General features: G+C 65.8%; 21 protein-coding genes and 3 tRNA genes. 8 read left to right on the top strand and 16 right to left on the bottom strand.

The genetic code is table 11. The features are described 5' to 3' along the window. Window positions 1-100: 100 nt before the first annotated feature. The 5 genes from ABIE45_RS13425 to ABIE45_RS13405 form a co-directional block, all read right to left on the bottom strand. Entirely contained in the window at window positions 101-913 is an 813-nt protein-coding gene (locus ABIE45_RS13425; RefSeq protein WP_192707166.1) for a methyltransferase domain-containing protein, read from the bottom strand. Between the two features lie 104 nt (window positions 914-1,017). Beyond that, window positions 1,018-1,527 carry a DUF2721 domain-containing protein gene (locus tag ABIE45_RS13420; RefSeq protein ID WP_192707165.1) on the bottom strand — a complete coding sequence of 170 codons (510 nt, stop codon included), beginning with the start codon at window positions 1,525-1,527 and terminating at the stop codon, window positions 1,018-1,020. Window positions 1,528-2,866: 1,339 nt separating this feature from the next. Next, entirely contained in the window at window positions 2,867-3,403 is a 537-nt protein-coding gene (locus tag ABIE45_RS13415; protein WP_192707164.1) for a hypothetical protein, read from the bottom strand. A gap of 245 nt (window positions 3,404-3,648) precedes the next feature. Continuing rightward, the gene (locus ABIE45_RS13410; RefSeq protein WP_192707163.1) at window positions 3,649-4,977 is read right to left on the bottom strand and encodes a Y-family DNA polymerase; all 1,329 of its coding nucleotides are present in this window, start codon (window positions 4,975-4,977) and stop codon (window positions 3,649-3,651) included. Then, window positions 4,974-5,426, bottom strand: a complete 453-nt coding sequence (locus tag ABIE45_RS13405) for a translesion error-prone DNA polymerase V autoproteolytic subunit (RefSeq protein WP_192707388.1) — start codon at window positions 5,424-5,426, stop codon at window positions 4,974-4,976. The genes ABIE45_RS13410 and ABIE45_RS13405 overlap by 4 nt, the downstream gene beginning before the upstream one ends. Before the next feature lie 209 nt (window positions 5,427-5,635). On the opposite strand from ABIE45_RS13405, the gene ABIE45_RS13400 reads away from it, so the two are divergent. From ABIE45_RS13400 to ABIE45_RS13390, 3 genes are all read left to right on the top strand, one after another. Next, a complete protein-coding gene (locus tag ABIE45_RS13400) occupies window positions 5,636-5,848 on the top strand; it encodes a hypothetical protein (protein WP_373622876.1) in 213 nt (70 codons plus the stop codon). Window positions 5,849-6,289: 441 nt separating this feature from the next. Continuing rightward, window positions 6,290-6,685 (top strand): MucR family transcriptional regulator, encoded by a 396-nt coding sequence (locus ABIE45_RS13395; RefSeq protein ID WP_192707387.1) that lies wholly within the window; start codon window positions 6,290-6,292, stop codon window positions 6,683-6,685. Window positions 6,686-7,231: 546 nt separating this feature from the next. Continuing rightward, entirely contained in the window at window positions 7,232-7,453 is a 222-nt protein-coding gene (locus ABIE45_RS13390) for a hypothetical protein (protein ID WP_192707162.1), read from the top strand. A gap of 915 nt (window positions 7,454-8,368) precedes the next feature. Here ABIE45_RS13390 and ABIE45_RS13385 read toward each other — a convergent pair. From ABIE45_RS13385 to ABIE45_RS13355, 7 genes are all read right to left on the bottom strand, one after another. Then, window positions 8,369-8,794: a hypothetical protein gene (locus tag ABIE45_RS13385; RefSeq protein WP_192707161.1), complete on the bottom strand. Its 426-nt coding sequence runs from the start codon at window positions 8,792-8,794 to the stop codon at window positions 8,369-8,371. 90 nt (window positions 8,795-8,884) lie between these two features. Next, on the bottom strand, window positions 8,885-9,295 hold the full coding sequence (locus tag ABIE45_RS13380) for a 3TM-type holin (RefSeq protein ID WP_192707160.1): 411 nt from the start codon (window positions 9,293-9,295) through the stop codon (window positions 8,885-8,887). Between the two features lies 1 nt (window position 9,296). Next, entirely contained in the window at window positions 9,297-9,878 is a 582-nt protein-coding gene (locus ABIE45_RS13375) for a lysozyme (protein ID WP_373622874.1), read from the bottom strand. Next, the gene (locus ABIE45_RS13370) at window positions 9,775-10,578 is read right to left on the bottom strand and encodes a hypothetical protein (RefSeq protein ID WP_373622335.1); all 804 of its coding nucleotides are present in this window, start codon (window positions 10,576-10,578) and stop codon (window positions 9,775-9,777) included. Before ABIE45_RS13370 ends, ABIE45_RS13375 begins: the two co-directional genes overlap by 104 nt. A 233-nt stretch (window positions 10,579-10,811) precedes the next feature. Then, window positions 10,812-10,885 (bottom strand) — tRNA-Asn (locus ABIE45_RS13365). Between the two features lie 351 nt (window positions 10,886-11,236). Next, the gene (locus ABIE45_RS13360; protein ID WP_192707158.1) at window positions 11,237-11,494 is read right to left on the bottom strand and encodes a hypothetical protein; all 258 of its coding nucleotides are present in this window, start codon (window positions 11,492-11,494) and stop codon (window positions 11,237-11,239) included. Beyond that, entirely contained in the window at window positions 11,494-12,210 is a 717-nt protein-coding gene (locus ABIE45_RS13355) for a Crp/Fnr family transcriptional regulator (protein WP_192707157.1), read from the bottom strand. The genes ABIE45_RS13360 and ABIE45_RS13355 overlap by 1 nt, the downstream gene beginning before the upstream one ends. 268 nt (window positions 12,211-12,478) lie before the next feature. On the opposite strand from ABIE45_RS13355, the gene ABIE45_RS13350 reads away from it, so the two are divergent. After that, window positions 12,479-13,612: a helix-turn-helix domain-containing protein gene (locus ABIE45_RS13350; RefSeq protein ID WP_192707156.1), complete on the top strand. Its 1,134-nt coding sequence runs from the start codon at window positions 12,479-12,481 to the stop codon at window positions 13,610-13,612. Then, window positions 13,609-13,854 (top strand): hypothetical protein, encoded by a 246-nt coding sequence (locus ABIE45_RS13345; protein ID WP_192707155.1) that lies wholly within the window; start codon window positions 13,609-13,611, stop codon window positions 13,852-13,854. The genes ABIE45_RS13350 and ABIE45_RS13345 overlap by 4 nt, the downstream gene beginning before the upstream one ends. Window positions 13,855-14,320: 466 nt before the next feature. Here ABIE45_RS13345 and ABIE45_RS13340 read toward each other — a convergent pair. Then, a tRNA-Asn gene (locus ABIE45_RS13340) sits at window positions 14,321-14,396 on the bottom strand. Window positions 14,397-14,673: 277 nt separating this feature from the next. On the opposite strand from ABIE45_RS13340, the gene ABIE45_RS13335 reads away from it, so the two are divergent. Both ABIE45_RS13335 and ABIE45_RS13330 read left to right on the top strand, forming a co-directional pair. Further along, entirely contained in the window at window positions 14,674-14,925 is a 252-nt protein-coding gene (locus ABIE45_RS13335) for a hypothetical protein (RefSeq protein ID WP_192707154.1), read from the top strand. Between the two features lie 337 nt (window positions 14,926-15,262). Further along, window positions 15,263-16,942, top strand: a complete 1,680-nt coding sequence (locus tag ABIE45_RS13330) for a HAMP domain-containing methyl-accepting chemotaxis protein (protein WP_192707153.1) — start codon at window positions 15,263-15,265, stop codon at window positions 16,940-16,942. Window positions 16,943-16,989: 47 nt separating this feature from the next. Here ABIE45_RS13330 and ABIE45_RS13325 read toward each other — a convergent pair. The 3 genes from ABIE45_RS13325 to rocF all read right to left on the bottom strand — a co-directional run bounded on the left by ABIE45_RS13325 (window position 16,990) and on the right by rocF (window position 19,018). Beyond that, window positions 16,990-17,063, bottom strand: a tRNA-Cys gene (locus ABIE45_RS13325). A gap of 117 nt (window positions 17,064-17,180) precedes the next feature. Further along, complete coding sequence (locus tag ABIE45_RS13320) at window positions 17,181-18,050, bottom strand: urease accessory protein UreD (protein ID WP_192707152.1); 870 nt, start codon at window positions 18,048-18,050, stop codon at window positions 17,181-17,183. After that, window positions 18,050-19,018 (bottom strand): arginase, encoded by a 969-nt coding sequence (gene rocF, locus ABIE45_RS13315; RefSeq protein ID WP_192707151.1) that lies wholly within the window; start codon window positions 19,016-19,018, stop codon window positions 18,050-18,052. The genes ABIE45_RS13320 and rocF overlap by 1 nt, the downstream gene beginning before the upstream one ends. Window positions 19,019-19,300: 282 nt before the next feature. On the opposite strand from rocF, the gene ABIE45_RS13310 reads away from it, so the two are divergent. After that, window positions 19,301-21,457, top strand: a complete 2,157-nt coding sequence (locus tag ABIE45_RS13310) for a methyl-accepting chemotaxis protein (RefSeq protein ID WP_192707150.1) — start codon at window positions 19,301-19,303, stop codon at window positions 21,455-21,457. The last annotated feature ends 24 nt before the right edge of the window (window positions 21,458-21,481 follow it).

Genomic DNA, 21,481 nt, shown 5'->3' with positions numbered 1-21,481 from the left:
TCCCGACCCATGTCGTGCGTCCCGAAGCCGTTCAGAGCTACCTGAAAGCGGCCATACGTCGGCCGTCCGGCAGCTTCGGCCCTGGACGGAGAACAGCCTGTCATCGCGTTGCGCAGAACACGATCGCGCGTATCCGGCCCTCAATCGGGCCCTTCCCGAAGCGCGCTGCCAGCGCCGCTGCAACGCGCTGCGTCGCCTCCTCAAGACGGGCAGCGTCCCGCGCCGCGATCTCACTTCGCAAGGGTGTGCCCTGACAGAAGGCCAAGGCTGGCTCATGAGGCGTTTCGCTCCTGCTGACGCGCTCCACTGTCTTAGAGGTGACATCGGCAAAGCCGGCGGCCTTCAGGTCCTCGATGATGCGAGCGGTGTCGCAGTAGCCGTGCGGCGTTCGCGCGAGAAAGCGAGGCGGATCGTCAGGAAAGATTTCGGCGAGAGCTCGCGTCACGGCGTCGGGGAATTCGTTCGCACCAATCTCGTCCCATACGCTGAGCAGATAGCAGCCGGAGGGTTTTAGGACGCGCCAAGCCTCCCTGAACCCTTGATGCTTATCGGTGAAAAACATGGCCCCGAACTGGCAAATCACCGCGTTGAACGTCTCGTCGGCGAAAGGCAGCGCCAAGGCGTCGGCCTGTCGCCATTCGACGGGGCTGTCGCGAGGGACGTGAGTACGCGCGACGTCGAGCATGGCCGCGTTGAGATCGGTGGCCACCAAGCGGGTCGCGGCGGGCAGCATTGTCGCGAGTGCTCGGGTGACGACGCCCGTGCCGGCGGCGGTCTCCAAGACGCTGCCGGGCTTCAACCGGCGTACCTCCTCGGCCAAGTCTTGGGCGTAAGGCTCGAAGATCAGCGGAACGAGGTGACGTTCGTACAGCTGGGGGATCGATCCCGTGAAAGCTTTGTCCGCCTCCGCCATTGGAACTCTCCCAATTATCAGGGAGAGCATGAAATGCGACTATCGTCGAAGCCTTGCAAGCAGACGTTGCAGAAGACGCTTAAACGGTGGTGATCGGCAAGCCCTCAGGGCCGATCCCGTCCGGTGCCATGCCGGTCCCTTTTCGGGTCGTTTATGGCGCCGGCTTCTTGCCCAATGCTCTCCGCGAGTTCCGGGATGTCCAGCAACTCGTTGTGTATCTGCCGATAGATTATCCCGCCTTCCACAATCACGATGACCGTTCCAGCAATGACGAGCAGCATGCCGATCAGTGCGGTTCCAGCGCTTAGGAACTTGAAGATTGACAGATCCGGGAAGGTCAATGCCAAACCGCCGGCTATGAGTGTGCAGATCAACAGAATTGCAGATACCAGGCCGAAGCCTGTGGCCCTGCTCATCAGTTCGCATCGGCGCTTGTAGTGAACAATCTGATCCACCATGTTGGCTTTTCTGCTGCCGGAAAGATCGGACGTCCTATATTTCTCAATGATATCGCGGTAACGCTCGACCGCAGCATCGTATCGCGTTTGAAGAAAGCCTACGAAAATCCAGGCCGCGAAGATTAGGGAAGCTGCCGGCCCGATCACCTTCAGCACGTTTGCGAGATCTAAATTCATTGGGCTTCAGCGACTCCGGAATCGTGGGCGACGGCTGGTTGCCGTGAGAAGCGTTGAGCGCTTTTCAGAGCGGCGGACCTCAGTCCTCGACGCATCCCATCTTGTGCGGCAGGTAGCAGGGAAAATCTGGTCAACCCGCCTGCGGTTCACGACGGTCGGTTCACGATTGAGGTGAGACGCCTCGGCTCGGTTCAGCACGAACACACGCTTTCGTGCTCACGCGCGATACTCCAGGGTGCCTTGTCGGCTATCGCTGCTCGACCCTGGGTAGAACTGGTTCGGCGGCGACGCGTAGAGCCTGCGGGCTCGTAGAGGGGGGCGCCTCAGCCTTTCCCTCGTCGCTCGCCAGAGAGGGACACCTTCAAGCGCCGAGTGATTCCTCGTTGATCAGCGCCCGCGATGACGAACGGCGAACCGATCAGGCGCGCGAAAACTAACCCGCGTTTGCGCGACAGGTTTGGATGGGCCGTAAGCTCACATCTCAAACCTCTCGCAACATGACGCTTAGCTATGAGAGCACCCCCGCCGTGGGAAGACAGCCCGCATCTCCGCGAGATGTTGAAGCTTTTAAGCGAACCTCCCGAAGTGCCTGGGCTTCGAGAGGAAGAAGCCTTCTTCCAAAAGCTCATGGCTCTTGAGACTGCGGCAACGCTCGCGAGCGCACCGGAGTCCACGCTCGAGATGATCAGGCGGTTACGGCGTATCGCCGGTCGCGCCGCGTTGTCGCTCGCGCCACCTGCGACGACGGAAGTTCGAGGGCACTGACGCCCACCGCTTGATGTGCCTCTGGAAGTCGCAAGAGCAGCTATCGAACTGCTGTCGGTGCAGAAGATTGCCGTTCGCACACAGGCTGCGCGAGGTCTTCGACAGCATTCGGGATCAGCGAGACATGGATCGCCGCCGCACGTGGGACAGCGCCCACATTCGTGAGTGCGTCCGGATGATCCACGAGGATACGAGGAAGCGGAGCAAGTTGCTGCAGGAGATCGCCGAGGACCAGCGTCTCAAGCACGGCAGCGCGTGGCCTGCTTCGCGCAAGTGGGAGGGACTGGGGGTCGCGGAGAATTGGCCTTCGCCATCTGACGCACATCCGCTTTTCCGGCTTCTCGGCCGAAAGCGGACCGGCGGAAATCCACTCAATCCAGCCACTCAGACCGCCTCTACCGGTTCCAACAAACGGGCGTTCGTCAGCTATCCAGCAACTTCAGCACTGGGCGGTTTTCGGACGATCCGCGTCAGTTCGATATCTCGATCAAAGAAGATATCTCTATAATAAGCGATCTGAAGCTTAGTATGAGATCTAATCATATCGCCGAGGTTAGCCGCAGCGCCCATTTATCGTCCCGCTGATATCTCCTTCCTGAAAACCGCGCGGCAATTCATGCCCGGCAGGCATGAATGCGACATCATCGTGAGTGCGATGGTAATCTCTTAGGCCAAAATATCCTACGTAACTCAGTCTATCGATAATCTCTTTTTCAACAAAACAAACATTATTGATGGAATTGTTTTTCGGATTGATCTTGTAAACCCCGAAGTTTAGAGCGAGATAATATACGTCAACCGATGTATCGAGAAATAGCGGACCTCCCGCGTAATAAGGACGTTTGAAGACTTCCTCTTCAGCTTTGGCGACCGTAGATTTATCCATCAAAAGACTGACACGTTGGTACATATCCAACCCCCAATACACAGTAAAATTTATTTTATGCTTACTATCGACGAGCAATTCCGCAGTCTTTTCTTTTCGAGTTATGATGTAAACTGTAACTACAACTGCCGGTAGTGCTATTACTATAGCAAATATTATAGCCAATGGCTTTGCGACCAACGAAACAAAATCGCGTTTACTCATGTCTGGCAGGTTGTCTGAACCATCTGACGGGCCTGATGGAAGTTGTGTCTCACATCGAGCTTACGTCAACGGCCACCATGCGACCGTTTTTGGAAAAGCCAAACACTCTCTGTAATGCTCGTGTTGGTTCTGGAGCGGGTGGGACCGCAACGTCCGATCTGATGCCCCTGCCGCCTGAAAGCGGACCGGCGGAGATCCACTCATAACGGACCTTGCAGCTAGCGACCGCATGCGAGGTAAGGCGGTCATGCATAGGCGACCGGCAGCTCGCTCACCTGCGTCGTGTAGCGGGGCGTGCGCATCTCGAACTTGGTGTTCCAGTCGCGCCGGCTCACCAGACCCGCGCGGGCCGGCACCACGGCGCCGCGGCCCCACCGGGCGTTGCAGGCATCCATCGCCGCCATCAGCGGCCCCGATCGCTCGCGATCCAGCGCGCCGATCAGCGCCCGCGGGCTGTGCGACAGCGGCACGAGATCGTTGGTGACGATCCCCGCCTTCGCGTAGCGCCACGGCCGCTCGCCCGGCTCCCGCCAGGTCTTGGCCACCCCGTGCCGCGCCGCCTTGATCAGCGCCAGCGTGTCCGACGTGTGCTCCGGCAACTGCACCGTGGTCGAGACCGAGCGCATCGGATCATCCCGGTCGTGCTCGCTCGTGTGATAGAAGACCGTGACGTGGTTGGTCCCGAGACCCTCCCGTCGCAGCTTCTCGCCGAGTCGCGTCGCGTGCGTGGACACCGCCTCCTCCAGCACCACCCGCTCGGTGATCCGGCTGGAGAACGAGCGGGTCACCGCGCAGCCCTTCCGGCGCGCCGGCACCATCTCCAGCGGCAGGCAGGCCAGCCCGCGCAGCTCGTGAATGATGCGCTCGCCTACCACCGTCAGGCCCTTGCGCACCGGTCGCGGGTCGAGGTCGCGCAGGTCCGCCACGCTCTCGACGCCCATCGCCTGGAGCTTCGCCAGCGAGGCCCGGCCGATGCCCCAGACCTCGGCGACGTCGATCCGGCACAGCCAGTGCGCGTAGGCCATTGGGTCGGTCAGGTCGCACACGCCAGCGAGCTCCGGCACCGTCTTGGCGATGTGGTTGGCGAGCTTGGCGAGCGTCTTCGTCGGACCGATGCCGACGCAGGTCGGGATCCCCGTCCAGGCGCGGACGGTCGCGCGCAGGTCGCGGGCGAGTTCGACCCGGAGCGCCGGCGCCACGTCCGACAGGTTCAGGAAGCTCTCGTCGATCGAGTAGATCTCCACCTGCGGGCTGAACTGCCGGTAGACCGTGTTGGTGCGCCCGCTCATGTCGCCGTAGAGCGTGTAGTTCGACGAGAACACCCGCACGCCCTGGACCCGGCACAGGTCGCGGATCTTGAAGTACGGGTCGCCCATCCGGATGCCGAGCGCCTTGGCCTCAGCGGTGCGGGCGATGGCGCAGCCGTCGTTGTTCGAGAGCACGATGACCGGCACCGCGGCGAGCCTGGGGTCGAACACGCGCTCGCACGAGCAGTAGAAGCTGTTGCCGTCGATCAGCGCCACGGCCCGGCCGCCGCCGATCCGGTCGCGCAGGCGCGCCTCGGGCCCGCTCACGACAGCTGCCCGCGCGCGACGTGCCAGCGGATCGAGAAGCGCACCACGCCCCAGATCGCGCCCTCGCCGAACTCATCGACCGCGAAGGCCGGCAGGTCCGGGTTGCAGAAGGCCAGCCGCGCGACGTTGCCGTCGAGCACCAGGCGCTTGCAGCTCATCTGGCCGTCGATCGCCGCGACCACGACGCTGCCGTGGCCGGCCTTGAGGCTGCGGTCGACGCAGGCGAGGTCGCGGTCGTAGATGCCGGCGCCCTCCATGGACGAGCCACTGATCCGCCACAGGAAGGTGGCGGGCGGGTTCGGCACGAGCCAGCGCGGCAGCTCGAGCGCGCCTTCGAGGAAGTCGTCGGCCGGCGACGGGAAGCCGGCGCACAGGGCCTGCCCGATCACCGGCACGCGGACCGCGTCGGGGCTCTGGACCAGCAGTTCGTCGATCCGGTTGAGGTGCACCCTGCGCTCCGTCATGCTAGAACCAAGACAGAACAAATCGGAGATGCAGGGTCGGTTCAATGCGTTCGTCGCCGACGCGAAAACGCGCCGTGGACGGGTGTGGACAGGGTCGAGAAAAGCGAACGGCGGCAGCGCGTTGCGCCGACCGTCAGCGAGGACGGGCGGACATCGCGATGAAGACGGCGTTCGTAGTGTAGCCGGTCAAGCCGCTGCGGAAGCGGTTGCGGCCCGCCCGGCAGGAGCAGACGCATACCGACAGCTTGGCGGTGAAGAAAGCCGAGAACCTGGCCGAGCGGATGCCCGGCGCTGTGGCGCTGAAGGTGGTGGCCGACGACGAGACGGGCGAGCTGGAAGGCGTCACGATCCTTGACCAGTGGGGCGAGATCCCGGACGACGTCGCCGAGAGCCTGCAGGGCGGCTGACGATCAGCGACGCGCGTCCAGCAGGCTCATGAAATAGCAACCGCCTCCTTCGACCTGCTGATCGCTACGAAGAAGCAGCATGCGGCCGAGGATGAGGCAGAGTTCCATCGCGTCGACCAAGCTGAAGATGACTGGTCGGCCGGTGGGAGGCATGCCCAAGGACGCGATTCAACAGCGTTCGACCGAGGCTCGCGAGCGCGCAATCGTCACGGCACATGGGCGGCCGAGCCGAGGGTGTCGGGCGATCGTCCCGCTCCAAAGCAGCCAAGCAGCGTCATTATTCCCGTTTCGGCGGTGCAAAATCATTATAACCGGCCGACAGCGTAACTCAAATTTTGAGTTGCCTTCCGTTAGCGATAGTCATAGCTTGCGAGCCAGAATTCGGCGGGGTGAAGCAAAGTGACTACGGGAACACCAGACCGCACGTCGGACTTGATCGAAATAGCCGGCGGGATCGTTTCCGCATACGTCTCGCGGAACCCGGTCCCGGCGGCTGAGCTTCCGAAGCTAATTCACAGCGTTCATACCGCGATTGCGGGACTAGCCTCTGGCGGCATATCTGACGCGCCTGCCTCGACTTACGAGATCCAGAAGCCAAGCGCACTCCAGATTCGCAAGTCGGTCCGGGATGACGGCATCACGAGCTTCATCGACGGCAGGACCTATAAGACGCTCAAGCGCCATCTCTCAGCCAAGGGGCTCGACCCGCACAGCTACCGTGAACGGTTCGGACTACCCAGCGATTACCCGATGGTGGCCCCGAGCTACGCCGAGAAGCGCTCGGCCCTGGCTAGGGCGATCGGGCTTGGCGTGCCGGGTGCGCGCCGGTCAGCTTAGAAGCGCCGCGAGATCGCCGGCCCAACACAGGCGGGCCGCCGAGCCGCTGACTTCAGATCGTCACTCGTATCACCACGACTCCAGCGTCTCGGACGAGGCGTTGGAGCGACGCGCATCGGACGGCCGAAGGTATCGGCCCAACTCAGCGGAATGATCTCGGCGCAGGGCATTTCGATAGCGGCTGCTGCGGCGGCCTTTGAGCGGCGAAGATTAGCAGCGCCGATCCAGCGGGCCACCCAGTGTTCAGGTCCGCGGCGCAAGGCCGGCGATCGTTCAGGCTTGGACCAGCGCTGTGCAGAGCGGACGTAGTCGCGCTTACCTGAAGACATGAGCGAGGCCCCCTATCGGGCTGTCGAAGACTGTTTTTAACAATGTGACCAGCTGAATCGCATCCTCCTTTTGGGTGAGATGCCGAAGGGTGCCGGGTTTGGCTGGCCAAGACGCCAGCGTCGTCCTCTGTAGCGTGATGCCTGAGAGCGAGCCTGTGCTGCCGAGGATGGCGGCCGGCGATTACCGGGTCGAAACCGAGCATGCTACGCCGGCGGCATGCCCCGCTGGCTGCACTTCGTTCTTGGCTTCCTCACGCTGATCGCGCTCGTTGTGGCCGTCGTCCGCGTAGCACTCCGCAACATGCCGAGCGGGGCTAGTGCGTGGTTCTGGCGCTGGAGCTACGAAGCCTTGGTCCTGATGCTGGCCGCCGCTTTCGTGACCTTCGTCGTTCTGCTCACCCGGAAGGGGAAGGCTGCTCGGACCGACGAGGAGCCTTGATGCCACCGAGACCCCGGCAGCGCCCGCGAAAGCCCGCGCCGGCGGACTTGGAAGCTCCGAGTACCAAGACCGCCAGAACAAGCGTGACTCAATGACGGATCCGCCTTGGACCGGCCGCAGTGCTAAATTTAATCTACCTTCATATAAAACTTGCAGAAAATCTGGATATCATTGACTTTAGTCACGCCCTGAAACTACACGCAGGGGTACTTGGTGCCCAAGGGGCCACCCGGCGGCGCGAATTATCAATGTATAGAAGGCGTTATCCACTCTCGATAACCAGTCGAAGTCTTGATTAAGGCTTCGTCGTAAAATTGTGGCGGAGATGCCAGTACAATAGGTATACTTGCATTTATTGCCGGGGCTGACACGATGAGAATTTTACATGTTCCGACAAATTTGAGAATAAAGTCTGGCACTCGTCCTCCGCTCCCGGTTGTCGTTGCATCCGTTGTAGCTGCGGTTGCAATTTGGGTGCCGATTTACTGGCGTGCGGGGCGCATGATCTGGTTCTGGTGAATTGCGCATCTTCGTCAATCTTTGTCTTGATAGCCTAAATAAGCGCCGACTAGGTACCCGGATTGATGCGCAAGCAGGTAAGCGAATGTCAATAGAAGCTCCACTATATCGAATTGAGACATAGTTGCAAAAAATATTATTGATGAAAAAAATATAAGCGAGGACGATAGGAGCAGAGCAAATACATTGTGCCCGAGGCCGAGAAAAACTCCAGCACCGAATAGTAAAGCTGCAACTATCATCTCGCTCGCCCATCCGCACCTGGATAGATAGCATTTTACGCTTCGGCACTTTGATCCATTGCCGGGTTGTCAGCCCTATCCGCGGTCTTCGTTCCTTTGATTTTTTTGGGCAAGAAGTTACGTTGTGGAAACCATAGGCGGGGTTATCGAGCAGTTAAATTATTCCGCGCGATTTAAAGCGACGTCTTGTTTTTGCGGCTGAGCCGTGGCCGGAGGGTCCCGTCGGATCGATTGGCCCGGCTCGCCGCGCCGCCAATCCGACCTTCGCCAGCACGATCCCCTCGAAGGCCAGCAGCGCCGCCGAGGCCAATCCCCAACCGATCTTGCGCAGGTCGCGCACCTGCCCGGCGAACTCGGCGAGTCCCTTCGCGGCCTCCGCCTTCGCCCCGTCCACCGCTTTGTCGATCCGCCGCTCGATCTCGTCGCGCGCCACGAACAGCTCGATGTCGCGCCGGTAGGCCACGCCCTCCAGCTTCTCGTCCATCCGGTCGAGCTTGCCGCCGAGCACGTCCATCTGCCGGCCCGTGGCCTCGACCCGCTCGATCAGGCGCCCGATCCATTCGGGCAGATGGTCGGCCATGGATCCGCTCCTCCGCCCGCCGCCGGCGGCCCGCATCGCGCGGGCTCGGGCCGGGATCTCGTCCGTCACGGCGCAGGTGCCGCCGGGATCTCACCCTTTCGGCCCAACCACCTGCGGCACGATCTTGTCGACCGAGCGGGCCAGCATGTAGGCGCCGATGCCCACGGTGAGCAGCGACCACAGCTCGGTCGGCACGCCCTTGAGCGCGGCCACCACCTCGACCTGAAGCCCGATCATCGGTGAGATCACGCCGACCCAGGTGATCATCGCCAGCGCCCACAGCACCGTGATCGGCCGGGCGTTGCGGGCGAGCGGGCTCTCCGAGCCGGCATCGGCCTTCATCACCTCGGCCATGGCCCGGCCGGGGTCGCCCTGCTGCTCGATCAGGGCCTTCTGCAGCTCCAGCTGCACCTGCAGGCGCTGGCCTTCGTCCGGCAGCACACGCGCGAGGATCGGACCGACGGCGCCGAGCAGCGCGGGCAGGATGGCGAGGAACCCCATGTCAGGCACCCTTCTGCATGTTGAGGCGGATCGCGTCGCGCAGGCGCAGCCACCAGGATTCCGGTTCGACGTGTGCCGCGCCCGTCATCGGCGCGAGTGGGTCGGGCCGCGGCGGCGCGGTCGGCGCCGGGTCGGCCGCCGCTTGCACCGGCGCGGGATCGCCCCGGCGGGCGTAGACCGCGCCGTAGGCAGCCAACGCCGCCTGGTCGCGCTCGGCCTGCCGACGCGTGAGGATCGCGGCCGGCCGGTCCCACAGCAGGAACGCCTCGACGGCGCGGGCGAGGTCGCCGGCATTGGCCAGGCGCACCACGCTGCTGTGCGAAAAGTTCGCCGGGCCGATGTTGAAGCAGAGCGAGCAGCACACGTCGAAGAACGGCTGCGGCACCGGCCTGGCGAGCGCGGCGCGCACGGACGCGACGTAGGGACCGAGATCGGCGGCGAACAGCGCGTCGGCCTCGGCCTGGCTCAGGCACAGGCCCTCACGGACGGCGGGCGGCCCGGCCGCGCTCGTGCGGCCCCCGATGGTCCAGACGCCGACGCTGTCCCGATAGGCGCGCGGCCGGCAGCCTTCGCGCGCGGCCAGCGCCGCCCGCCCGAGAGGTGAGAGATCCATGGCCGGGCCTCAGGTGGCAGGGGAACGGGATCGGTCTACGGGAACAGCCGGACCGGGCCGCGCACCAGCGGCTTGAACGCGTCCGGCACTGCGACGCGGCGAAGCTGCCGCGAACGTCGACCCAGCGCGTGTCGGCGATCCAGCCGCTCGACCCATCCGCGTTCTGGCCGAGGACGGGAATGCCCGCCCATCCGATCAGGGTGAGCCTCTGGAAGTAGCGCGACTGGCCGTTGACCGTGTGGTTCATGCGGTAGGCGGCGCGGTCGGCCGTGACGTCGTCGGCGAGCGGCTGGCTCCAGCCGCCGATGATGGTGGTGATATCCGTCTCGATCCGCAGGTCGCCGTTGCAGCGTACGAAGCGCGGGCGCTCGAGGTGCAGGCTCGTGGAAGCGGCCTCGACGGCGTCCACCGCGTAATCGGCGGTGTCGGCGAACGCGCAGCCCAAGATGTCGAGCAGGCCGTCGTCGATGTTCGGGTTGCCGACGCATGGGCCGTGCAGGCCGCCCTGGAAGTTGAGATCGCGCAGCCGCAGCCGCAGCCGCGTGAAGCCGAACTTCCCCGGATCATTGGCAGGGCGCCCGTCGAGGATCGCGATGGTCGGCTGAACCACCTCGATCGGCGCGCGCAGGCTGTAGGGTGCACGTCCGCCGGCGTGCCGGGCCGGGCGCACGGCCTGCGCGCGCCGGGCGGCCGGGAGCGGCGCGACGGAGGCTGAGTTGAACGCTTGGTGCGGATTGGCCGAGGAAAGCCGCGAGCGCGCGACTTACGTCCGCGGCGCCAATCGAACGAAGCTCGCGGAGTGTATTGCCGATCGATGGACCGGCAACGCTATTGCTGCACCTCAGCACCCGGTGGGGGAGTGGGCACAGAAAAGCTTGAACGTTCAGGACGTTGCTGGAGTGATGGCTCCCCGAGCAGGACTCGAACCTGCGACAAGGCGATTAACAGTCGCGGAAATAATGCAAGTATTTCAATCGCTTAGCTTCTGCAAAAATGTCTAACCTATCACTGTTATCGTTGATCTTTTTTCCAGATTGTCTAACCTAATCTCACGCTGAATTCCAGGATACATATTATTTGAGATTGTGAAGCTTGCAACGGATTAGGCGCTCGTCGGGAACTACCGAGATGCGTGTGCAGGGCTCTTACTTAGCATTGGGCTCGCGGCGGCTTTCGACCCGTTGCAGAAGCTGGGAAGGTCCGCTTCAGGGCACTTGGCAAAACACAGTCGTAGGACCGGGTCAGGCGAGTTCGAAAGAGCCCGCTCTACGGCCGCAAAGCCGCAAAGCTGCCGTTCACATACCCCGCTGGAACGGCGCAGATCGCGCTCAGTCCCAGTCACTCTCCGACACGGTGTCGCTGAACGGGACCGTGAGCACAGGCTGACCGTCCTCGTCCGTGATCTCGAACGAGCACACCATCCAGTCGCGGATGAACGTGAGACGCTCCCGCGCGATCATCGCCCGCGCCTGGAACAGGGCCTGCTCACGCGCGGCGTTCACGTCCGCCAGCTCTTCGCCTTCCGGATCGACGGCAAGACCCGCGGGTCCGGGACGATGGCGGACGTTAAAGTAGAAGCGCGGCATCAGGCCCCCCCCCCGATCAGGCGGGCGTACTCGGCCTCGGGCAGGCCGTAGCCGTCGTCGGCCACCTGCTCCATGGTCTTGCGGTCCAGGATCGTGATCTTCCCGCGCCGCGCCTTGATCAGCCGGTTCCCCTCCAGCGCCTGGATGGCCAGGGTCGTACTGGAGCGCTGCGCACCCAGCATGAGTGACAGGAACTCGTGGGTGATCCGGAGATCATCGCCGTCCACCCGGTCGTGGCACATCAGCAGCCAGCGCGCGAGGCGCACATCGATGGTCTGGGTCGCGTTCGCGTAGGCGGTTTGAGACGTCTGCGTGATCTGCACCTGGATCGAGCGCAGGAGCATCTTGTGCAGGCTCGCGCTCTGCTCGACGGCCGCGCACAGCGCTTCCGTGGTGATGCACAGCATCTCGCCCGCGCTCTGGACGAAGTGGTCGTGCGGGGTGCGATCTGAGCCCAGCAGGATGGGCCAAGCACCCACAAGCCCTTCGCGACCAATAAGGCCAGTCTCAACCCGGCCATCCGAACCCTGGGTGGTGATGGAGCTGAAGCCGACCTCGGGAAAGAACAGCTGCTTGACCGGAATGTTTGGCACGATCAGCGACTGACGCAGTTCGGTCGTGATCGGCTCCAGGTTCTGTCGGAGCAGCGCGAAATCGTCAGGTGAGAGCGCCTTCAGCAGGCGATTGTGGACACTGGATTGTTGAGGCGGAGACACGGCTCTGCTCCCTGTTGGGGCAAGAGCACACGCGGTCTCCCAAGCGCCTGCGCCCGGATCACCGGCAGGCGATAACCTCAATAATGACGCGCCTCCGGTGATTGCAATACGGGAATACACTTTGTGGGGTATCGAACATTTCGGACCGTGGGGTACCACACCGAAGGTCAGCGACCCCTTCAAAAGCATTTCAAGCTGTGTTTATGGCCTATGTTATTGAGCCATGCACGATTGGATGGGTAAACGGCTCAGCTTGCTGGAGCCTTGAATGTCATCGATAGCTCGCCAGCCTGTAATCCTGCTCGCGGAGAGCGATGCCGTCATCGGCATGGACCTGAGCGACGCCCTGGAGCGGGCCGGCTACCGCGTGATCGGGCCGGCGGACACGGAAGCTGAGGCGCTGCGCCTGCTCGGGCACGAGAAGCCGACCCTGGCAGTCATCGACGTCGTCCTGAAGGACGGCCGCTGCACCGGATTGGCCCGGGCGCTACGGCAGCACGGCGTGCCGTTCCTCGTTCACTCAGGGTGCCGGCAGGATCAGCGCACGGCCGGCGACTTCCAAGGTGCCCCGTGGCTCAACAAGCCGGCCCTATCCGCCGACGTGCTGATCAGCGCGAACGAACTCGCCGCCTCGACCCCCGCACCAGCGACCGCGGTACGGCGCCCCAAGTTGGACGCAACGGACAATCCCCTGATCCGGAAGCTGGAGGGCTTCACGACCCTATCGGACGCAGACCGGGCCACGCTGGCCCGCATCAGCGCGGAGCCGCGCCTCGTCGCGCCGGGCACCGATCTCGTGCGCGAGGGCGACAAGCCCGAAGGCGTGTTCCTGGTGATGGCGGGCTTGGCCTGCCGCCACAAGCTGCGGGCCAACGGCGCGCGCCAGATCATGGCCTACTTGGTGCCAGGCGACCTGTGCGACCTCGACGTCGCCCTGCTGAGCCGGATGGACCACACCATCAGCACGCTCTCCAGCTGCCGTGTGGTGCGCCTCGCGCCCGAGACGGTGGCCGACCTACTCGCCAACCATCCGCAGATCGCTAGAGGGCTGCGCAAAGCTCAGCTCGTCGACGAAGCCACCCTGCGCGAGTGGCTGGTCAACGTCGGTCGCCGCTCGGCTCCGGAGCGATTGGCGCACCTGTTCTGCGAGTTGCTCATGCGCCTGGAGGTGGTCGGATGCGCCTCGGAGGATGCCTACGAGTTGCCGGTCACACAGGTGGACCTGGCCGACACCGCCGGCCTTACCCCCGTGCACGTGAACCGCTCGCTCCGGGAACTTAGGCGGCAGGGTCTGATTGAGCTGGGGAAGGGGCGGCTGAAGATCCTCGACCTGCCGCGCTTGCGGGCGCTGGCGGAGTTCCGGCCCGACTACCTGCACCTGAGAGATCAAGCCGCCGCATGAACCTGCGCCTGCAGCCCGTGCAGGTCGCCACGAACAGTGACGACACTGAAAGCCGGCTCGTCTTCGCGGACGGCTTTCTCGTCGCGGTCCTGGTCCGCCTCTCCGAACAGCATGAGGACGAGGCGGGCAAGTGGTTTCTGGAGGCTGGGTTCGGTCCGGTCGATCCCCTTTTCCCGCCGCTGTTTGCCGATCTGGACGAGGCGCAGTCGTGGATACTGGAACAGCTGCCGTCTGAGCCGTGATGCCAGCACGACCCCGATTAAGGCCTGTTCAGAGAAGGTCTGCTTCAGAGGCCTAAAGATGGGAGAGTGGATGGCCGGATTGGGTCGGAGACGGAGCGTCCGCTTCTGGACAAAGAGCCAAGGTCCGGTCGCCACCCACAGCGGACCTAGCGCAGCATTGAGCTTCGTCTGATCAGGGGTGCTTCCCAAAGCCCACGGGACCGCCGCCTCCTCTGAGGCCACCTCATGATCCATGGAGCGTGCCTGCGGTTACAAGCAACGCGAAGAGTCCATCGAGACCAGCGTCCGAGGCTGCTCCCTCAGCGCGAGCCGTGTTGATGAACTGGTTGCTCGCGTACCTAGAGTTGACAGACCTCGCGCTTGACAGCGTTAGCCCGATGGCCAGAGCAAGCGGCAGGTGTCTAACCTGAAATGTCTAACCCTGGGGGTTAGACAGAGCAACTTGGAGCTAAGTCGTTGAAAAGATTGGCTCCCCGAGCAGGACTCGAACCTGCGACAAGGCGATTAACAGTCGCCTGCTCTACCAACTGAGCTATCGGGGATCACGGTCGCGTCTGTACACACCGGGATCGCGGGGCGCAAGGCCCTCGGCGCGCAATCTGTGCATCGCTGAAGCCTGTCGGCCGACGTTATAGGATCAAGGTGCTCGCCTGCGGCGTGACGGCAACAGACGGCGTGACCGGCACCGAACGATCGCGCACCCCGCCCTGCGGTCGGGACCGGGCGACGGCGTTCCGGCGCCGCAGGTCATCCGAGCGTCATGACCCAGGCCTACGGGACCGGCCTCGCCGGTCGAGCCGGCTTCTGCGCGCTGCACCCATGCTGACCCATTGCTGCCTCGACCCTCAGGATCCGTACGGTGAACGGGAGGTTCGCGTTGCCTTCGAGTGGATCGCCGACGGCCTGCGGCTGATCGCAGCCTTCGACGATCTGCAGGCCGACATCCTGCCCGATCTGGTCGAGGCCCAGTGCGACGACCTGCGTCGCGAGATCGTCACGGCCGTGCCCGGCCCTGAGACACGTCCGATCCGGACGGCGGAGGCGAGAATCTTGCAAGCCTGCGAGCACTGACGAGCCATCCTCGGCCGGTCGCGTCCCCGAGCCTGCACCGCGTAATGTCGACGAGCCGAGCCCGCGCCGCGCTGGCAGGCGTTCCGGCGCGACTTGAACACGGTCGGTAAATCTGCGCCCGTGAGACTGCATAGGCGCGGTGATGCCTGGCAGAGACCGAACGTAAGGTGCGCACATTTAAGTTGTTCTGAAAGATAGCGCGATAGTTCCTGTTCGTGCGCACGGTAACGATGAGAGAAAAATTATCGAATTTGCCGGCTATATTTAGATGTTCGGCACGTTCGGCGGCTGTATGTCTCGCCCGCTCCGGTTCTTCTGCGAACGTGGCCTCGGATCTATGCGCATTTCTCTGGGACTCAAGCTCTCGGCCGTCATCGGCCTGCTGGCCCTCGTGGCGGTCGGCATCTCGCTCTTCGCAATCCGCCAATCAAGCCGGGAGCAGGAGCGCGCCGCTGCCACCGACAAGATCTGGAACGCGGGGCTGCAGGCTGGGGCACTCGGGCAGGCCATCGAGCATGCCGTCGTGCAGGCGACTGCGCTCTTCACCGCCGAGGACAAGACGGAGGCGCGGACGCGTCTCTCCGCGCTCCACGAGGCCCTGACGGTTGTGGAGCAGGTCCGCGGGCCGTTTCTCGAGGCCATGACGGACCAGCTGCCCGAGGACCGGCGTCGCCGGTTCGACCTGTTCGTCAAGGAGTTCGTCGCCTACCAGAACGACACGGCCGAGTTGGGACTGACCATTTCGCCGAAGGCGGCCCTCATTCAGGCCACGGACGAGGCGACGGTCAGGAACCGCGAGCACATGATCGCCGAGATCGCTGCGCTCGGGCGCGAGGTGCTCGGCCGCCTGAACGCGCGCCGCGCCGCCGACGCGGCCGACCGCAGCCAAGCGCGGATCACCCTCATCGTCGTGCCGGCGGCGGCCCTGGCGATCGGCCTGCTTGCCGCGATCGGGATCATCGTCACGCAGGTCCGGCGGCCCCTGCACCGATTGAAGGTCTGCATGACGGCCCTTGCGGCCGATGAGCTCGACCGGACGATTCCGTTCACGAGCCGCCGCGATGAGATCGGCGAGATGGCGGACGCCATCGCGGCGTTTCGGACGGCGCTCATCGAGAAGCGGCGTCTCGACCGGGAGGCGCAGGCGCGCCGCGACCGCGACCGGATCCGGGCGCAGGCCCTGGCCCAGGCGACGCGCGCTTTCGAGATCGAGACCCGTCGCGCCGTCTTGGACCTCGCTGGCTCCGCCGAGGCGATGCAGGCGGCGGCCGACACGCTCTCGGGGAATGCCGGCGCCATGGCGGTGCAGGCAACCGTTGTGGCCGGCGCGTCCAGCCAGACTGCCGGGATCGTCGACAGCATCGCCAGCGCGGCCGAGGAACTCTCGGCCTCCGCGCGGCAGATCGAGACCCGTGTCCGCCATACCAGCGAGATCGCCTCGACGGCCCGCTCCGACACGCAGGGCCTTGCACAGACGGTGTCGAGCCTCGCGCAGGCGGCCGAGGAGATCGGTGCCGTGGTCACGCTGATCCGCGATGTTGCCGGGCAGACCAACCTGCTGGCACTCAATGCCACGATCGAGGCAGCGCGGGCGGGCGCCGCCGGCCGCGGCTTCGCCGTCGTCGCCGCCGAGGTCAAAGCGCTTGCCGGCCAGACGGCGCGCGCCACGGACCGCATCACCGGGCAGGTGGAGTCCATCCAGAACGCTGCGGATCGAACAGCCAGCGCCATTGCGGCGATCGGCGAGACGATCGCCCGGATGAGCCTGATCGCCGCGGAGGTCGCGGACGCCACCGACCAGCAGGGCCATGCCAGCCAGGAGATCGCGCGGGCGATCTTCAACGCGGCCGAGGATGCCCGGAAGGTCTCCGAGAGCGTGGCGGGTGTGCGGGCGGCCGCCGCGTCCAACGAGGCTCAGGCCGGACAGGTCCGGGGCAGCGCGTCCCGGGTGAATGCCGGCACGCACAGCCTTCAGCAGGCGATCGAGACCTTCATGGCCCAGGTCCACGGCGCGTGACTGCGGTCAGGCCCCTGGAACACGGCGAAGATCGATGAGGGGTAAGATGGAGGCCTCGCCCGGAATCGAACCGGGGTGCAAGGATTTGCAGTCCTCTGCGTAACCACTCCGCCACGAGGCCTTCTGAACGGCGCCGAAGCGCCGTGCGGAGCTTGGGCGGTCAGCTCCGGGTGCGCGTCTCTAGCAGAGGTCGGCGGCCGCAGGCAACGGCTGCGACACGCGAAGATGCAGGATCGTGTCAGCTCTGCCAGACCCGGGGCATCGGCAGGCCTCGATAGCCGGCGAGGAAGCGTGCGATCAGGCCGCGCAGCGGCCCGACGGCGCTGGACAGGGCCCGGATGGCGAGATGCCCGTTCCAGGCGCTGGCCGCCGCCTCGATCCCGGGCGCGCCGACTTCGGCCAGCCGCGCGCGCACCTCGTCCAGGCGCGTCTCGGCGCCGTCCGACGCATCGAGCAGGGTCGCGCAGGCGCCCGCCCCGCCACCGATCGCGGGCCGCGCCAGGAGCTCGCTGATCGGACCCTCCAGCACGAAGCTGTCGGCGTAGACCAGACGCCCGGCCCGGCGCACCCGCCAGGCATCGGCGAACAGTCCGTCCGCGATGCGCTCGCCCCGCGCGGCGCGACCGAACGCGACGATCTCCGCGGCAACCAGCGCGGCGCCCGGCGCGAGGTCGGCCTCGAAGCGGCGCCGCACGCGGGCGCGGTCGAAGAGGATGGTTTCCTGCGGCAGCCAGGCGAGCTTTGCGCCGGCGCTCAGGGAGACATGGTTCTCGATCCGGCTCACCGGTCCGTCCGAGCGGTAGATCTTCTCCGCGGCCGTGGTGGTCAGGACGAGATCGCCCCCCGCCGCGAGGTCAATGGCGATCGCGAAGTGATCGCCGCACGCGACGCCGCCGGCCGTGTTGACCAGCACGGCCTCGAGCGCGCCGTTGCCGCGCGGGAAACGCAGCCGGGACGGGCCGGACTCCGCAAGGTCGATGATGCGCGTCGCCCCTCCCGGATGCGCCGGGCCGGCCTGCAGCCGGACATGTCCGTTCGAGCGCTGACGCATGGGCGCCGCGCGGTCCACCGCGCGCAGCGCTTCCGGATCCGAGATGTGGCCGTGCATCAGGAGCGCTCGGAGATGTCACCGGAGACCGCCTCGATCGGCTGGGTCGGCCGGTCGAGGATGCGCCTTCCGAACACGCTGGCGACCAGCTCGACCAGCACCCGGGCACTGCGGCCGCGCTCATCCAGAAAGGGATTGAGCTCGACCACGTCGAGCGAGCGTACGAGACCGGAATCGTGCAGCATCTCCATGATCAGATGCGCCTCGCGGAACGTCGCGCCGCCCGGAACTGTCGTGCCGACCCCCGGTGCGATGGACGGGTCGAGGAAATCGATGTCGAGGCTGACATGCAGATGCGCGCCGAGGGCGGAAACCCCGTCGAGCACGCGCCGCAGCGGCGCGACCACGCCGAACTCGTCGATCGTGCGCATGTCGGTCACGCCGACGCGGCGGGCCGTGACCAGCGCGCGCTCGCCCGCATCGATCGAGCGCAGGCCGAACAGGTGGACGTGGCTCGGCGCGAGCGGCGGCGGCGCCGGCTCCGCGAACAGGCGCGGGAAGCCCGGCTCACCGCAGAGCGCGGCCAGCGGCATGCCGTGGACATTGCCGGAGGGCGAGGTCTCCGGCGTGTTGAAGTCGGCATGGGCGTCGAGCCAGAGCACGAAGAGCGGACGGCCCTGCGATGCGCAGTGGCGCATGACGCCATCGATGGAGCCGAGCGAGAGGCTGTGGTCGCCGCCGACCGCCAGGGGAAGCGCGCCGGCCTCGAGCGCGGCCAGGACCGCCCGGGACAGGGCACGCGACCACGCGGTGACCGCGGCGAGACCTCGCGACTCCGCCGGCTCGTCGGGAACGACGTCGCCGTGATCCGTGACCGCATGGCCGAGGTCGGAAAGTGCACGGACCAAGCCGGCGGTGCGCAGGGCCGCCGGACCCATGAGGGCGCCGGGCTCGCTGGTCCCGACCTCGATCGGGACGCCGATCAGCGCGATGCGGCACGCTGGGTCGGAAGTGGCCTCGCTCGTCATCCGATCTCCATCGGCCGCACGAATTCAGCGGCAACGCGTATCTCGCAGCAGCTCTAGCAGGCCCTGGGCCGCGGTTCGATCGCGGCGGCTGTCGGCGTCATCGGCCGCCGATGAGGAATCCCGCAGCGGAACGCCCCCGGATGGCCGGCCTGCTTTCGGGCCCGCCGCATGAACAGCAGATCGGCGGGACCAGCCCGACCGGGCGCCGTTTACGCGCCCTTCACGAGCGTTGCTTCTATGTTTCCGCGCAATTCTACCCCTCCAGAACGTCCAGAGCCCATCATGACCATGCTTTCGCGGCTGAGCGCGCGCCTTCCGGCGATGACCGTCGGGCTGGCGCTTCTCAGTGCCACCGCGATGGGCGGTTTCAGCTGGTACACGGCCCGGTCCGGGCTGATGGATGCGGCGCACGAGCGCCTGCAGCTGGCCGCGGCGGCGCGCCGGGACGGGATCGAGCTGGTCGCCGACCGGATGCAGGCCGACTTCCTGGCCGTCGCGGCCCATCCCCAGATCGTCTCCAACTTTCCCGACCTGATCGAGACCCTCGATCCGGCAAAGCCCGAGACCGCCGCCGTCATCGAGGCCTTCCGGGCGCCGCAGACGGTCGAGGCGCGCGTGGCGCTCGACGGCGCCGGGATGGCGTCGATGTACGGGCGCCGGCACGTCAAGGTGCAGGAGGTGGCCCGCAAGCTGATCGCCCAGCCGGGCTACGCCGACCTCATGTTCCTCGATGAGAGCGGCCGGATCGCCTACACCACGACCAAAGGCGCCGATTTCGCCAAGCCGATCTCGGACGACACCCTGGCGAGGACCGCCCTCGCGCGTCTGGTCGAGCGCCTCAAATCCGCAGATTCGAATGCCGTGCTGTTCGAGGATTTCGCCGCCTACCCGGTGGATGGGACTCCGGCCGCGTTCATCGGGCGGGCCATGACCAAGCGGGCGAACGTCGCCATGGGCACGGCTCAGGCGGCGGAGCGCATCGGCTTCATCGTCATGCGGGTCACGCCGACCCTGTTCGATCAGACCCTGGCCAAGCGGACCGGTCTGGGCGAGACGGGGCAGATCCTCGCGGCCGGTGCCGACGGGCTCCTGCGCAGCAATCCGCCGCTCAATCCGACGGTGAAGGCCGGGAGCGGGCTCGCGCCGCTCGGGATCGCCGCCGAGCAGCTCAAGGCGGGCGGCAGCGTCGGTTTCACTGCCGCCGACGGGCCGCACATGGCGGCCGTCTCGCCGCTCACCGTTCTGGGCGCGCCCTGGACGGTCATCGCGGAGCAGTCGCAGGCCGAGGCGATCGACGCCGTGCGCGCGCTGTCGCGGACGTTGATTTTGACCGGCCTTTTCGTCCTGCTGGGCACGGCTGTCCTGGGCCTGCTGCTCGCCCGCTCGATCGTGGCGCCGCTGGGCGCCCTCACCCGCGCCCTGAAGGCGCTCGCCGATCGGCAGAGCCTCGCCGACGTGCCCGGCAGCAAGCGGCGCGACGAGATCGGCGACATCGCCCGCGCCGTCGTGACGATCCGAGACATGTCCCTGGAGGATGCCGCGCAGCAATTGCAGACCACGGAGGCGGCGCGCCTGCGCGAGGAGCAGAGCCGTCGCGCCATGCTGAAGGAACTCGCGGACGGCTTCGAGCAGTCGGTCGGCGGCATCGTGCAGGGCCTGACCGGTGCGGTGGCGGCTTTGCAGGACGCCTCCGGCACCATGCGGGTCGCGGTCGCCGGCACCTCGCAGCGCTCGACCAGCGTCGCCGGCGCGGCCCAGCAGACGTCCGACAACGTCAACGCCGTGGCGGCGGCCGCGGAGGAGCTCGGCGCGACCGTGCAGGAGATCGGCCGCCAAGTGGAGCAGGCCGCCGGCATGTCGGCCACCGCCGTCGGCGAGGCCCGCCGGGCCGAGCAGACGATGGCCGATCTCGCTGCGGCGGCGACGCGGATCGGCGACGTGGTCGGCATGGTCTCGACGATCGCTGGGCAGACGAACCTCCTGGCTCTGAATGCCACGATCGAGGCCGCGCGCGCCGGTGAGGCCGGTCGCGGCTTCGCGGTGGTCGCCGCCGAGGTCAAGGACCTCGCCACCCAGACGGCCCGGGCGACCGAGGAGATCGGCCGGCAGGTGGAGGCGATCCAGACCGTGGCGCGCGATGCGGCCGGCGCGATCCAGGGTGTTGCCGGCCAGATCGAGGCAATGAGCCACGTCTCGACCAGCATTGCGGCGGCGGTTGATCAGCAGGGTGTCACCACCCAGGACATCGTCCGCAGCATGGGACAGGCATCGACCGGCACCGGCATGATGACGGCCGATATCGCGGAGGTCGCCCGGGTTGCCGGCGATGCGGGCCAAGCGGCGGCTTCCGTGGCCCAGGCCTCCGACGCCCTCGCGGCGCGCTCGGAGCAGCTTCGGGCCGAGGTTGCGCAGTTCTTGCGCAACGTGCGGGCGGCGTAGACGCGCCGGCCGCCGGGGCGGACG

This window comes from Methylobacterium sp. OAE515 (assembly GCF_041806315.1).
Lineage (GTDB): Bacteria > Pseudomonadota > Alphaproteobacteria > Rhizobiales > Beijerinckiaceae > Methylobacterium > Methylobacterium tardum.
Note: the sequence above shows the minus strand (reverse complement) of the source record. Positions and strands in the feature narration are given on the sequence as shown.

What these genes read in the sequence shown, in the direction of transcription:
- ABIE45_RS13425 (WP_192707166.1), bottom strand. Translation starts at nt 913, where the DNA reads ATGGCGGAGGCGGACAAAGCTTTCACGGGATCGATCCCCCAGCTGTAC.
- ABIE45_RS13415 (WP_192707164.1), bottom strand. Translation starts at nt 3,403, where the DNA reads ATGAGTAAACGCGATTTTGTTTCGTTGGTCGCAAAGCCATTGGCTATA.
- ABIE45_RS13390 (WP_192707162.1), top strand. Translation starts at nt 7,232, where the DNA reads ATGCCCCGCTGGCTGCACTTCGTTCTTGGCTTCCTCACGCTGATCGCG.
- ABIE45_RS13385 (WP_192707161.1), bottom strand. Translation starts at nt 8,794, where the DNA reads ATGGCCGACCATCTGCCCGAATGGATCGGGCGCCTGATCGAGCGGGTC.
- ABIE45_RS13380 (WP_192707160.1), bottom strand. Translation starts at nt 9,295, where the DNA reads ATGGGGTTCCTCGCCATCCTGCCCGCGCTGCTCGGCGCCGTCGGTCCG.
- ABIE45_RS13360 (WP_192707158.1), bottom strand. Translation starts at nt 11,494, where the DNA reads ATGCCGCGCTTCTACTTTAACGTCCGCCATCGTCCCGGACCCGCGGGT.
- ABIE45_RS13350 (WP_192707156.1), top strand. Translation starts at nt 12,479, where the DNA reads ATGTCATCGATAGCTCGCCAGCCTGTAATCCTGCTCGCGGAGAGCGAT.
- ABIE45_RS13345 (WP_192707155.1), top strand. Translation starts at nt 13,609, where the DNA reads ATGAACCTGCGCCTGCAGCCCGTGCAGGTCGCCACGAACAGTGACGAC.
- ABIE45_RS13335 (WP_192707154.1), top strand. Translation starts at nt 14,674, where the DNA reads ATGCTGACCCATTGCTGCCTCGACCCTCAGGATCCGTACGGTGAACGG.
- ABIE45_RS13330 (WP_192707153.1), top strand. Translation starts at nt 15,263, where the DNA reads ATGCGCATTTCTCTGGGACTCAAGCTCTCGGCCGTCATCGGCCTGCTG.
- ABIE45_RS13320 (WP_192707152.1), bottom strand. Translation starts at nt 18,050, where the DNA reads ATGCACGGCCACATCTCGGATCCGGAAGCGCTGCGCGCGGTGGACCGC.
- rocF (WP_192707151.1), bottom strand. Translation starts at nt 19,018, where the DNA reads ATGACGAGCGAGGCCACTTCCGACCCAGCGTGCCGCATCGCGCTGATC.
- ABIE45_RS13310 (WP_192707150.1), top strand. Translation starts at nt 19,301, where the DNA reads ATGACCATGCTTTCGCGGCTGAGCGCGCGCCTTCCGGCGATGACCGTC.